Source organism: Gimesia chilikensis, assembly GCF_007744075.1.
Classification (GTDB): domain Bacteria; phylum Planctomycetota; class Planctomycetia; order Planctomycetales; family Planctomycetaceae; genus Gimesia; species Gimesia chilikensis_A.
The window spans coordinates 7182459-7196382 of record NZ_CP036266.1 but is presented as its reverse complement, the minus strand read 5'-3'; the positions used below and the strand labels follow the sequence as shown (position 1 = coordinate 7196382).

At 55.7% G+C, this 13924-nt stretch carries 9 protein-coding genes; 4 read left to right on the top strand and 5 right to left on the bottom strand.

Features of this window, described 5'->3' with window-relative positions; translation table 11 throughout:
• Window positions 1-1355 precede the first annotated feature (1355 nt).
• Window positions 1356-1667, bottom strand: coding sequence for a hypothetical protein (locus HG66A1_RS27110; RefSeq protein WP_145191665.1), 312 nt, complete (start codon window positions 1665-1667; stop codon window positions 1356-1358).
• A gap of 1 nt (window position 1668) precedes the next feature.
• On the bottom strand, window positions 1669-2751 hold the full coding sequence (locus HG66A1_RS27105) for a DUF1559 domain-containing protein (RefSeq protein WP_145191662.1): 1083 nt from the start codon (window positions 2749-2751) through the stop codon (window positions 1669-1671).
• 664 nt (window positions 2752-3415) lie between these two features.
• Between HG66A1_RS27105 and HG66A1_RS27100 the strand changes: the two genes are divergently transcribed.
• Window positions 3416-3712 carry a hypothetical protein gene (locus tag HG66A1_RS27100; protein ID WP_145191658.1) on the top strand — a complete coding sequence of 99 codons (297 nt, stop codon included), beginning with the start codon at window positions 3416-3418 and terminating at the stop codon, window positions 3710-3712.
• A gap of 87 nt (window positions 3713-3799) precedes the next feature.
• Window positions 3800-5098, top strand: coding sequence for an MFS transporter (locus HG66A1_RS27095; RefSeq protein WP_145191654.1), 1299 nt, complete (start codon window positions 3800-3802; stop codon window positions 5096-5098).
• Between the two features lie 21 nt (window positions 5099-5119).
• On the opposite strand, the gene HG66A1_RS27090 is transcribed toward HG66A1_RS27095, so the two are convergent.
• A complete protein-coding gene (locus HG66A1_RS27090; RefSeq protein WP_145191651.1) occupies window positions 5120-6823 on the bottom strand; it encodes a LamG domain-containing protein in 1704 nt (567 codons plus the stop codon).
• Window positions 6820-7359 carry a sigma-70 family RNA polymerase sigma factor gene (locus HG66A1_RS27085; RefSeq protein ID WP_145044321.1) on the bottom strand — a complete coding sequence of 180 codons (540 nt, stop codon included), beginning with the start codon at window positions 7357-7359 and terminating at the stop codon, window positions 6820-6822. Before HG66A1_RS27085 ends, HG66A1_RS27090 begins: the two co-directional genes overlap by 4 nt.
• 295 nt (window positions 7360-7654) lie before the next feature.
• Between HG66A1_RS27085 and HG66A1_RS27080 the strand changes: the two genes are divergently transcribed.
• The gene (locus tag HG66A1_RS27080; RefSeq protein WP_145191649.1) at window positions 7655-10642 is read left to right on the top strand and encodes a PSD1 and planctomycete cytochrome C domain-containing protein; all 2988 of its coding nucleotides are present in this window, start codon (window positions 7655-7657) and stop codon (window positions 10640-10642) included.
• Between the two features lie 19 nt (window positions 10643-10661).
• Window positions 10662-12110 (top strand): DUF1501 domain-containing protein, encoded by a 1449-nt coding sequence (locus tag HG66A1_RS27075; RefSeq protein ID WP_145191646.1) that lies wholly within the window; start codon window positions 10662-10664, stop codon window positions 12108-12110.
• Window positions 12111-12215: 105 nt separating this feature from the next.
• Here HG66A1_RS27075 and HG66A1_RS27070 read toward each other — a convergent pair whose 3' ends face one another.
• Window positions 12216-13373 (bottom strand): DUF1559 domain-containing protein, encoded by a 1158-nt coding sequence (locus tag HG66A1_RS27070; RefSeq protein WP_145191643.1) that lies wholly within the window; start codon window positions 13371-13373, stop codon window positions 12216-12218.
• Window positions 13374-13924: the final 551 nt, after the last annotated feature.

The window sequence follows — 13924 nt, the reverse complement described above, 5'->3', positions numbered from 1 at the left end:
CATCCTCTCCCACTGAAAATCCACCACCGCCTGAACAGACTGACCTTGAACCACGCCTTCCAAATCGTATCCTGGTTCCCATCTGGCTCGCGCGCGAGGCGCGTCTTCTGAGCACTGCATCTCCCGCACAACTCTCACATCTGCACCACCAACCCCCGCACTCTTCACCTGCTTTTCACCGGAACACTGCGCACCCCTGCGAAATAATCGCCCGCAGGGCAGGGCACTTGCGGACAAACCCCGGCCAGACTGAGACAAAATCCCGGACACACCAGGACAAAATCCGGCCACATTGGGACAAAATTCTGTCTTGACTCCCCCGTGCCCTTCAACAGAATCAGCAGCATGACAAGACAACAAAACCATGCCCGACAGCAATTGCATCATCCAGAAAACAAAACAGGTTCTTTCCATGAGAATGCTCCCCTCGCATCGAAGCTAAGTTCAGAAACGCTCCCAACCAGAGCAATCTGTTAGCCCCGGTTGAAACGACTTTGGTATCTGCCATCTGAATTCAGAAACACGACCCGGCACCGGCAACGCGATCCCAAAACAGCACAAACAGAAATCCTACGCATCGGCACCAGCGAGGACAGAGAAAATAAAACCAGTGATTATTCAACACCGGTGAAAAGAGAGAATCGCCAGCAGCGATCAATGAAAAGCGCGCCGGGTGGTCTCAGATGCAATCCGAGATTGCCGCAGACAACAGGAGGTCACAGCACAATGATTCAATTGAGATCCAGCCCACCAACCCTCTTCGTAAGGTGCGGACCCACGTGTCCGCCCGCCTGGCGAGAATCCAGATCGGTCAATCCCTCGCAGGAACAAAGTTGACCAACCAACCCTGAGCGGCACGGCGCTAGGTAGCGTTTATTTAATAGTTTTCTACGTGATCATAAGGTCGACAGCGTTAGCTATGTAAGTATCCACCGTGGCCGAGGGTATGCTGTTGCTCTTGTTTCAGGACTTCTGCAGCAGAAAAGAAAATTAGCCGCAGGGCGTTAGCCCCGGTTGAAACGTCTTTGGTATATAGCATCCGAATTAAGAAACGCTACCTGGCCACCGGTTTAATCTCCAGCGCTGATCCCACTCACCGGTGGCGAGCACCATTCCGATCACATAACCAGGTAAGCCCGAATGCAATTCGAGCCGAGCGCAGCGAGCAGGAAACTGACAGTGTAAGGTTGAATGAATCAACAGGTCCCAACCCTGGGCGACAAAACACAAGCCGCCCGTAATTCAACCCATCACAGGTAAATCACACCCACCAGAAAATTTCGTGTCTTTCGTGTTTTTCGTGGTAGTAAACAATTCCAGTCACGAACCGCTCTCACCCCCCGAGCGGTACCAGCTCACCGCCCCGCCTGATCTTCCATGATCTGTCGGGACTCCCGCAATGCCTCGTCCCATTCGCCTTCCTGCGCCTGTTTAATTATCTCGTTCAACCAGTCCGCCTCCCGCGAGGTGATCTCTTCCTGCTCCAGCGAACTCTGAATCAGCGCTTGCACTTTGACCAGCCGCTCGGTGCTCTTCTGGTTACAGACCGAATACAGGGCCTTGGAAAGTTCATACGTCTTCGGCGAAACCTCCGGATACCCGCAGCCGGACAGCAGCAGGCTTCCACAGAGCAACACCACCAGTGAGAAAAACATTCGACGTGGCATGTTAAAACTCCCCAATCAATTCACCCTCGTTCAGACTCGAGAGCGACGCCCAGAGGAGCAGATCAATGTTTTCAGAAACAAACCGCACCGAACCATCGCCCAGACAGATATGCCCGCCCCCCACATGTTCGGAATACATCTGCCCCACATGGTATGTCGGAAAGTTCACCGGATGGATAATCGGGAACCCGGTGATGTCCAGCTCGCCTCCCGAAGGTCCCGCATGCACCAGCGACAGTGTCGCCGCGGCGTCCGGTCCGTTTTCGGGTGTCGAAAACTGGGGATGCGTAAACGCCCCCGGCACCACACCCACCCAGGTTTTATCACTCAGTCGCGAAGAGTGTTCGCCCAGGAAAATCGTATTCGAGAGACCATCGGTGGCGTCCCGCATCCGTGTGCGTGAATTACGGAAGAACGGTCCATCTGCCACCTTCGAAGCATCGCCGTTAATCGTCACCGTTTTGGTTGTCTTGGTGTAAATATCCGTGAAGATCACGCCCGTCGTACTCGCCCCGCATTCCCCCCAGCACGATTCCTGACCGTGGCTGGCGACATAATGCGACCGACCGAACAGTAGCTGCGCGCCCCCTTTCAACAGCGGACTGCCGGCTCCGTCCCGCACCAGGAACGGCTCATCACCGCCCGAAGCGGTCGGACACAGAAAGACCGGCAGCTTTGTCTGCACAGCCCCCGCATTCGCCAGGTTCCAGCAGGGCTGGTTCACGTCTAGAGCGTTATAGACATTCGCCTGGTCCAGGTAAGGCAGCAGCATCATGCTCCAGGACCAGCCCGGTGCCGCATCCCAGGTATTCGCATCAATCTCCGCCCAGCCCGGCCCCGAACCATCGCTGGTTCCATACGAATAATAACCCGCGGGAAAACAGGAATGCGTGTCGTGATAGTTGTGTAACGCCAGCCCCAGCTGCTTCAGGTTATTTTTGCACTGACTCCGCCGCGCCGCCTCCCGCGCCTGCTGAACTGCAGGCAACAGCAGGGCAATCAACGTGGCAATAATCGCGATCACCACCAGCAGTTCAATCAACGTAAAACCCCGGCGGGACAGTCGGGCAGGCGGGTAGCTCATTACGGTAAACCTTTACAGGGCAGGAGAATAGGCGTGTTTGAAAAGTAGCCAAGGCTACAAATCAGTGAGCGGCAAAATGTAGCCAGGGCTACATATACTCCGATATTGTAGCCAGTGCTACAAATGTGTCAATCAAAAAAAGAAAAAATCCAGGGGCGGGGCGGTCGCGGATACAATCCGAGATTACCGCAGGCAACAAGAGGTCCCAGGGCAATCGAGCGACTCGGAACCAGCACACCAACCCGCCGACTTACACAGTTGGTTCGACCAACGCTGCTCACACAATGCTATTTCCTTTCAAGAATCACGGGTAAGCCCGATTAAAATCGGGCCGAGCGCAGCGAGCAGGAAACTGACAGAGAAAAGGTCGAAACGATAAACAGATCCCCAACCCTGAGCCCCAAAACGTTGGTCGACGGTAATTCAACCGAACTTACCAGTCACCGACAACCGAACACACCTGATCGTCCCTATCAGAATTTTCGTGTCTTTCGTGCTTTTCGTGGTAGAAAATCACAACGGTAACGTACCATTCCAACTCACCAATTTCGAACAGGCATTGCGTCTAGACCCTGAAATCAATATTCCCCCACCAATTCGAATCACATAAACTACCGACGCTTCAAAATACTGCCCACGGTCTCATTGGCACGGTACAATCCTTATGATTCGCAAATTAATTCTTGGAATCCTGACAGGGTGCTGTGTCTATGTGTCATCGTTCTTTATCGTGGTTCCTTTCGCATTTAAGGGCGAGCAGTCAGGCCTGGCATTTGATCGCATGTGGCTCATTCATGATCTCTATTTTCCAGTATTTGAACTGGCAGAATCCAGTAACACGTTTCACCTCGCAGTCCGTCAGATTTATTCAACAATCGGCGATCCAGATGAGGTTTCTGTGCTGTGCTACTTTTATATATACCCTGATCTCTATTTAAATATTGGAGCGCCTGTTGAGTAACCGTACCCCAGCTGAAATTCATAAGGTTTGAAATTCCTGGATAGAGAACGCTATTGCTGCAACCCCAATACAGAAGGTGAATCGTTCATGTCGACCGTGGCACAGGAAATCGATGCAGAGGCAACCGCAGGCAACAAAACGCGCGTGCTCGCTGCCGGTTTCATCGGGAACATTCTCGAATGGTACGACTTTGCCGTATACGGCTTCTTCGCACCCACCATCGGCAAACTCTTCTTTCCCGCCGCAGACGCCCGCACCTCGCTGATCGCCGCCTTCGGTGCCTTCGCCGCCGGCTTCCTGATGCGACCGGTGGGTGCCGTCCTCTTCGGACATATCGGCGACCGCATCGGCCGCAAGAAAGCGCTCACCCTGTCCGTAATGATGATGGCGGTCCCCACGATGCTCGTCGGACTCCTGCCCACCCATGCCGAAATCGGAATCTCTGCCGCCATCCTGATGATCCTGCTCCGCATGATTCAAGGCGTCTCTGTCGGCGGCGAATACACCAGCTCATTCGTGTTCCTCGTCGAGCACGCACCACCGCACCGCCGGGCTTTCTTCGGTGCCTGGAGTATGATCGGCGCGACTTGTGGCATCCTGCTCGGCTCGGCCGTTGGTGCTCTGATTAACAGTTTCACGACCGACATCCAGTTGCAGAGCTGGGGCTGGCGGATTCCTTTCCTCGCTGGTGTCCTGGTCGCCTTTGTTGGTTATTTCATTCGGCATGGCATTCCCGATCAACCCCTGGCGGAAGAGCTGGCCGAACAGGAACCCAGTTCGCCGCTCAAGGAAGCCTGGACCGAACACCGCACGGAAATGCTGCAGTCCGCCGGACTCAACATGATGAACGCAGTCACCTTTTACACCGTCTTCATCTACCTCTCGACCTGGCTGGTCGAGGAAGTTGGCGAAACCCGCGCGGAAGCCCTCGACATTAATACGCTCAGCATGGCCGCCCTCACCGTGCTGGTCCCGATCACCGCAATACTCGCCGACCGCTTTGGACGCAAACCACTGCTGCTCATCGGCTCCGCCGGTGTCGCGATCCTCTCTCCCGCGCTGCTCCGCCTGATGCACCATCACAATTTCGCGATGATCCTCACCGGCCAGATCGGCTTCGCTGTCCTCGTCGCCTGCTTTGCCGGCGCCATTCCCGCGACGATCACCGAACTCTTTCGGAGGGGTGTGCGGGTGAGTGCCGCCAGCATCAGTTATAATATCCCCTTCGCCATCTTCGGGGGGACCGCCCCGATGGTCGCCGCCTGGCTGGTCAAAGCAACCGGCAATCCACTGGCCATCGCCTGGTACCTCTCCGGCATCGCTGCGATCTCCTTCTGCATCATTCTCACGATTAAGGAAACCAAGGGTTGCTCACTGGATGAGTGAGCCCGGCAGAGTTGCAGCGGCTTAAAGCACCGGCTTGCCCGTCTCCGCGGAGAATTTCATCTTCTGTCCCTTGTGGATTAACAGGTAATCTTCCTGTTTTTCCTGGCGGAGGATGTCCAGAAACTGGCCGTCGAAATAGTCTTTGCCCGCTTTGAACAGACTGAAATGGGTCGCGATCGTGCCAGCATTGAGGGCATAGTCGTAGAAAGCGACTTCGTCGATCACGCCATTGAACGGTTCGCGGCCCACCAGAGTAGCCGATTGTGCTGAGATCAGGTTTCCGATCACTGCGGGCGCTGCACCGCCGCTGATGATCATCGTCCCCACCGGGAAGCGATGGCTCATCCGCATGATGCCGTCGATATAAATGGCTTTCTCACCCGTCCAGCCATTATAGGTGGCGACGATATGGTGCGGCTGACCATCACGCATTTCAGCCAGCGTGGGGCGGCCCTCTTTCCCGTCCAGAGGCATGTCCAGTTCACTGTAACCCAGCCCGGAGAGATAGAGTCCAAACGAGAGACAGGGACCATCACCCACCTGCGGAATCTGTGTGATTCCCGCTTTGTCATCATTCTGAAAGCTGAGCAATATCCGATAGCTGCCATCCTCCTTGCGGAAGATTTCATCGTAATCAAAGGGAGCCCGGGTCTGAGGCGACTCCGCTGCTTTCCAGTCCGAAACGACCAGTGCTTCGATGGTGATGCCTGTCGAGACCGCATAATCGCCGGTTCCTACTTCCTGTCCGCCGCCGTTCCCCAGCCGCAGACTCGCATCGGGACGGTTGTTGAACTGAATGGCTCCCGGTCCGATCAGTCCCTGGACCCGCAGCGCGTTCTTTCCGGCCTGAACCGGACTCTGGTTCAACATATCGGACAGCGCGGTCTGGGGCGCTTCATCGAAGTTCCAGTAGAAGCGCGGCAGCCGACCGCGGGGTTTGACCGCGAGCTGGCCGTCCAGCACATGCACGAACGTCTCAGCCGCTTCATTCACACTGACTTCGTATTCTGTCCCCTGGTCGATCAACTCGATGCTCGGCGTCTCCAGCCGAAAGAGCGCCTTGCGATCAGAACGCTGCGTCGAAACGCTGCCGGAAAACAGGGTTCCCTGGTCTTTCCGTTCAAAGCCAAACAGGGAAGGGCTGACCACGTTAATGTCTGCACCGCCCGAAAAGGCAAACTCGACTTCACCCGACGTCACTTTGACCGTGCCCGGCTGGAAGCGATCGGTGACAGCCGGACTGTTCCCCAGCAGTTCCCAGCGGGCCCGTGCCACCTGGTTGACGCTGGCGATTTCTTCCGGCGGTGAGGCGCTGTCATCGAAGTAATATTTGGAACGCTGCTGCAGAACCATCTCCGGTTCCCACAGCCCTTGGAAATCACCCATTAACAGAAAGATACCCACCGCACCCAGGCAGATCGCCGAACAGACAATCGGGATCAGCATCACCAGGTAGCCCCGTTCGATGGGCTCGCTTGTATTGTCCGTGGCAGGTTTGACGCTGAGCGGTAATTCAGCTTCGGGATCCTGCAACACGCGCGCCTGGGCGGTTCCCGCCAGTCCGATGTGCACGAAAACGTAATTCAGGTATTCGCGGCGATACTCGGGATGCGCGGTGAGCAGACCTTCCAGTGCAGCGAGTTCGTCTTCCGTGATGATGCCCGCACACTGGGCGTCGGCCAGTTCCAGAATCTGTTCGCGGATGTCAGGATCGGGTTGGGTCACGATGAAGCCTCACTCGAAAGTCGACGGCTGACGCATTCGTGCAGCGCCCGCCTCAGTTTTTTAATCGTTTTGTAAATCGCATGCACCGAACAGTTCCCCCGTTCAGCCAGCGTGGCCGCGGTCTGTCGATCGCCGTAATAGGAATCGAGCAGATCCCGCTCGGGGGAGGACAGATTCTCCAGGCAACGGGTGAGTGCCAGCTGACGTTCGCTCTGTTCTTCTGCCATCTGGGACACATCCTCTGCCAGCACGGTCACCAGCGCATCGCTGAAAATCAGTCGCTGGTTCTGGAACGTCCGCCGGTACTTGCGGATCTGGTTAAAGGCAATGCCGTATGCCCAGTTCAGAAAACTCCGTTCCGGATCATAGCGGGGATATTCCTTCCAGAGGATCACGCACGTCTCCTGAAAAATATCTTCCGCAGCTGCTACATCGAGCACCAGCGCCAGGATGTATCCGTAGATCTTACGGTCCGACTGGGAAAACTGGCGGAAAAAAGATTCGCTCGATTCGGGATGGTCTGCGGGAGTGTTCATTTCGTAGTTAAGTCTAACAATGGCAGGCGCTTCGGGGAATCATGCTGCAGGCGGAAACAGGAGACACGGCAGCATAGTTTCTCCTTCTGTAATAAATGGCGCTTCAACTCGCCGATTGGTACCCGAAAATCAGTCGATCCCGGGATTTTCTTAAAAAGAGGAAAAGTTCTGGTACCAATTCGCACTCCGGCGCGCCATATATAAATGAGGGCCGTTCGGTCAGGAGCCGCATGTTTCCTCGTATCGTCCCGCCAGAGAAATGACTCACCCTCTGAGAATAGATTGAATCGCCTGCATGTGCTCTCTCATTTCACGGAATCTGAAATTCGCACTCTCCCTGGTCTGCTGCCTGCCGATCATCGCGGCCCCGACAGCCGCCGCCGAACCCGATTTTGAGAAAGACGTACTCCCCCTCTTACAAAAGCACTGCATCCGCTGTCATAACGAAAGCACGAAAGATGGCGGTCTGTCACTGGAAACCAAACAGAGTGCGCTCAAGGGGGGCGAGAATGTGCGGGTGATCGTTCCCGGCGTCGCCGCGGAAAGCATGCTGCTCGATTACGTCACCGGCCCCGAGCCGGAGATGCCCAAAAAGGGAACGCCGCTCAACGAGCAGGAAATCGCCACGCTGCGTAACTGGATCAAAGCAGGTGCCGTCTGGCCGCCGGAATTGCGGATTCACGAAGCCCAACTCACCGCGAAAGACTGGTGGTCGTTTCAACCACTGGAAAAACCCGCGTTACCAGAGTTAACTGCTAAAGAACGCGCGCTGGTACGGACTCCCGTCGATGCTTTCCTGCTGGCCCGCCTGCGGAAAGAGGGACTCACGTTTTCCCCACTCGCCGACCGTCGCACCCTGATCCGTCGCGTTTATTATGATCTGACCGGTCTACCTCCCACACCGGCTGAAATCGACGCCTTCGTTAACGATCCCGATCCACGGGCTTATGAAAAACTGGTTGATCGGCTGCTCGCTTCACCCCGGTACGGAGAACGCTGGGCGCGGCACTGGCTGGACGTGGTCCACTACGCCGACACGCACGGATACGATAAAGACAAGCTCCGTGAAAATGCCTGGCCGTATCGGGACTATGTCATCCGGGCTCTGAATGAAGACAAGCCCTACGCGCAATTCATTCAGCAGCAGATTGCCGGCGACGTGATTAACCCGCATTCACCAGACGGCGTGCCCGCGACCGGCTTCATTGTCGCAGGCCCTTTCGACTGGGTCGGCCAGATTGAGATCAGCGAAAACCTGATCGAAAAGAAAATCACCCGCAACCTCGACCGCGACGACATGGTGGCGACCGTCATGAACACCACGGTCAGCCTCACGGTGCAGTGTGCCCGCTGTCACAATCACAAATTCGATCCGATCTCCCAGGCAGACTATTACGGTCTGCAGGCCGTCTTCGCCGGCATCGACCGGGCCGAGCGTGCCTTTGATCCGGATCCCGAAACCGCCCGCAGACGGAACATCCTGCAGGCGGAACAGGCCCGCGTTCAGAAACTCCACCAGGACCTCGACACCGCGATCCGAAAACGGGGCGGGGCGGAACTGAAACGCATCGAAGCCGAACTCAAACAGGCACAGGAAGCCAAAGCAGGGCAGGGCGTCGCCTTTGGTTATCACAGTAAAATTGAAAAGTCCGACAAGACAGCCAAGTGGGTGCAGCTCAACTTCAAGCAGCCGGTCACCGCGGAGAAGATCACGCTGATGCCCGCCTTTGATAACTACAACAACATCGGTGCCGGCTTCGGATTCCCGCGACGGTTCAAACTTGAAATCTCAGACACCCCGGATTTCAAAGCATCCAACATCATCGCCGACCAGACCCGGGAAGACTACACGAATCCCGGCACAACACCTTTGCACTTCGATCTGAAGGGCCAGAAAATTCAGTATCTCAGACTGACGGCCACGCAACTTGCCCCCCGCTCTAATGATTTCATTTTCGCACTGGGAGAAATTCAGGTCCTCGCACAGGATGAACGGAATCTCGCTGCTCAGGCGCAGGTCACCTCGCTGGATTCCATCGAAGCATCTCCCCGCTGGGCTCGCAAGAATCTGATCGACGGTAAGTTTTATCAAAGCCTCGATTCCAATCAGGATCTCGCACAGCTCAAACAGAAACGGGATGACCTGCTGGCCAGTCTGTCGTCCGAGGAAGAGAAAGAATCACTCCGCGACTGGTCTGCTAAAATCAAAAGCGTGCAGTCTGAGCTCGGTAAACTCCCCCAGCAGAAAAAGGTTTTCGCGGCAGCAACCGATTTTCCCCGTCGCGGAAATTTCCGACCGACGGAAGGCGAGCCGCGCCCGGTCTTCCTGCTGAGTCGAGGCAGCGAAAAGGCGCCGATTCGTGAAGTGGAACCCGCCGTCCCCGGTTTGATTGACGGCCTCGATGGTGAGCTGCATCTGCCCGATCCGGGAGACGAAGGTGCCCGCCGGGCAGCGCTGGCTCGCTGGATTATCAGCCCCCGCAATCCGCTGACCTGGCGTTCGATTGTGAACCGCGTCTGGCTGTATCACTTCGGCAAAGGTCTCGTCGAAACCCCCAACGACTTCGGTCGCATGGGCGCGAAACCTACGCATCCGGAACTGCTCGATTACCTCGCCAGTCGCTTCCGCGATGAGGGACAGTCACTGAAACAGCTGCACCGCTGGATCGTCCTCAGCACCGCTTATCAACAGTCTTCACAAGCCAACGAGCAGGGCGCCCGGATCGACGGCGACAATCGTCTGCTCTGGCGGATGAACCGGCGCAAACTGGAAGCCGAGGCCATTCGCGACGCCGTCCTGCAGATCAGCGGCAAACTCGATCTCAATATGTATGGCCCCGGGGATCGCCTGTTCGTCCTCGAAAAACCACAGCACTCGCCGCATTACCTCTACCAGAAATACGATCCCAAAACAGCGGAGACACACCGTCGTTCGATTTACCGCTTCATCGTCCGTTCGGTCCCCGATCCTTTTATGGAATCACTCGACTGTGCCGACCCTTCGCAGATCACTCCCAAACGCATCCAGACACTGACCGCCCTGCAGGCACTCGCCCTGCTCAACGATCAGTTCATGGTCAGCATGTCCGGGTTCTTCGCAGAACAGGTCAAAGACGATAAACACGAACTGAAAACGCAGGTGTCCCGCGCATTCGAAACTGCACTGGGCAGGGCCCCCACGCCGGACGAGGTGAAGCTGCTCGTCGAAGTCGGGGAGCAGCACGGGCTGGCCAATGTCTGTCGCCTGATCCTCAACAGCAACGAATTTATCTTTATCGATTAACACACAGGAAAGTCATCTCATGGATCGTCGTGAATTTCTGCTGCATGCAGGCGGGGGGCTGGGCAGTATCGCCCTGGCGTCGCTGCTCAAACAGGAACAGCTGCTGAGCGCTGCCCCTGCCGGAACGCACGTTCTGCATCATCCGCCCCGCGCGAAACGCGTGGTCCAGCTCTACATGTCGGGAGCCGCGAGTCAGTGTGATACGTTCGATTACAAACCCGAACTCATCAAGGATAATGGCAACGAATGGGACCCGGGAGAAAAGGTGCAGCTGTTTCAGTCCTCGCCGGGCAAGACGATGCAGGCTCCCTGGAAGTGGAAACAATATGGCGAATCGGGCAAGTGGCTCAACGATTGTGTCGCCCCCTTAGGCGCCTGTGTTGACGACATGGCCTTCATTCACAACATGGTCAGCAAGTCGAACGTCCACGGCCCGGCGACTTTCATGCAGGCTACCGGATTTATTCTCCCCGGCTTTCCCGGCATGGGGGCCTGGATCAGCTACGGTCTGGGCAGCATGACCGACAATCTGCCGACGTTCGTTGTGCTCCCCGATCCGCGCGGCTTCGCACCCAATGGTGCCGCCAACTGGTCCGCCGGCTTCCTGCCCGCCAGTAACCAGGGAACCATGATTCGCCCCAATTCCAAAACGCCCATCGCCAACCTCTTCCCGTCCAATAATGATTTCATCACCCGCCAGAGCGATCGTGATGTTCTCGCCGCACTGAAACAGCTCAACCAGAAACATGAAGAACAACGAGCCGGCGATTCGCGGCTGAATGCCCGCATCAAGTCTTACGAACTGGCCGCGAAAATGCAGCTGCAGGCACCGGAAGTACTCGACCTGTCCGGCGAGACAAAGAGCACACTCAACATGTACGGTCTCGACTCGGTCGACTTTGAAGTGCAGGAAGGCATTAGCGAATCAGCCGAGATCGCCTACTTCGGTCGCAACTGTCTGGTAGCCCGAAGACTGCTGGAGCAGGGCGTTCGCTTCGTGCAGATCTGGTCGGGGGCGGACAACGGCTTTCCCCGGCGCAACTGGGATTCGCATGAAGACATCAAACGCGATCACTGGCCATTAGGCCGGGGCATGTCCATCGGAGCTGCAGCGTTGATTCAGGATCTGAAACAGAGAGGCATGCTCGACGATACAATTATTCTCTGGACCACCGAGTTCGGCAGAATGCCCTGCAGCCAGGGGAGCAAAGGCCGCGACCACAATCCGTTCGTCTTCACCAACTGGCTAGCGGGAGGTGGCATCAAAGGGGGCACGACTTATGGCGAGTCCGATCAGTGGTCCTTCAAGCCTGCCGATCCCGCTAACCCCACGATGTGCTACGATGTGCACGCCACAATCCTGCACCTGTTGGGCATTGATCACGAAAAGCTCACGTTCCGACACAACGGAATCGATCGTCGCCTGACCGACGTGCATGGTCATGTGATTAAAGAGATCATCGCCTGAAACAGCCCGCAAATTCGAATACCACTTGTCTGGTGCATAAAAAAAGAGTGACCGGTCATTGACCGGCCACTCGTAACATCTCTCATTCAGGTGATGCTTCGAAGCTTATTCGAAGTTACCTTTAGTCAGCTGAGCATCCAGCCAGGGACCGGAGAAGCACTCAGAAGGACGCAGTTCAACAGTCGCGTCGGTGTATCCAGAACCACCTGAAGCAGAACCGGCGAAACCGGGGTTCAGGAAGCCGTCACCGTTCAGGTCAACCATTGCTTTCACACTACCGTCAGCCATCAGGATGTTGCAGATCTTGTTAGATCCACGACCGTGCCATGCGTACCAGTCACGAGAATCCTGCAGCCAGAGGAAAGTATCAGGGCCGGGAGTACCAGCACGGTTGGGGTCGGGCAGTTCAGCAGGAATCGCTCCGACAACATTGGTACCAGCGGGCATCAGGGTGATGGCTCCACCAGTTCCTGCAGTCGCATCCCAGCGGCCGGGACCGTCGTTGAACGATTCAGCCAGACGCTCACCAGCGTCTACGAATCCGGGAATGGAGTGAGACAGAACAGCTTCGCCGACGTCACCAGGAGCTCCACAACCCATGAAAGCGACAGCTGAAGAAGCGACGCGAGAAGAATCCAGCCGACGAATGGTCAAGGGACCCAGACTTCCGCCGAAACCTTTCAGACCGGATGATGTTACACCTGCAGAAGTCTTGGCTCCAGAGCGTACGAGGAACCAGCTGGATGCGTAGTTCGTTCCGTAACCATCTTCCAGAAGTTTAGCAACCTGTAACAGACGGGCAGGAGTACCTTCTGTACCGGAAGTCCAGGTCGCACAGACACCATCACTCAGACGTGACAGTGGAGCAGAGTCTTTGTTACTGGTGTTGGCCACACCGATCATGTCGTTCAGTTTTTCTGAACCGAGCAGAGTCGATGAAGGGCACAGCATCTTCTGAGGAAGACCGGCACCACTGTTGACCATGTCAGCGACCCAGCCCCAGGTGTCAGGACATCCGTCACGACGGAAGTCGTAAGCACCGGTGCAGTAGCGACCGCTGGGGTCGGTTGATGCGAAGGCGTGCATGGAAAGACCAAACTGACGCAGGTTGCTCTTACACTGTGAAGAGCGGGCAGATTCGCGGGCTGCGAAAACAGCTGGGATCAGCAGGGCAGCCAGCAGAGCGATGATCGAGATCACCACCAGAAGTTCGATCAGGGTAAAACCTGAGCGTTTCAGATTACGAGCACGTGATTTTTTCATTACAGTTCCTGTTAGTTTAAAAAGTTTGACAGTGACGCGAACAAATGAAGGCTAATACGATTGACTTTTACTTTTTTAAGAAACAGGTCATCCCCCATCACTCTGGCAATTGATGATGATCGAATATGATCTGCCCCCCTTGAACTCTTTTCTCTTCTGGTTGAATTCAACTCGGACTTGTGTGCAGAAATTTGCGGTGCCGGCTGCAAATCTCAGTTGGGAGTACAGTATCGAGATAATGTGAAGATCTTTCTCCCTGACATGTTAAGTAGAGATGAATAATGTGTGGCAAAATGAGACAAAATGGGCGTAGTGTTAAGGTTTGTTAAATATACGGTCAGGTTTTGAAGGGGATCTTCATAAAAAGTGATCCGTTTCTAACCCGCTCTTTCAGGCAAAACTTGAATTCTCCCCTGCTGACTTCGTATAATGAAAAACAAGATCTGCCAGGGAAAACTCCTACCTTGCCTGGCGCCTAAGTCACCTGCTCAAATGGCTTTAGATGAAGTCGTGAGCTACCCCACTTTGGGTAAAGTGGCGGACCGGTATTC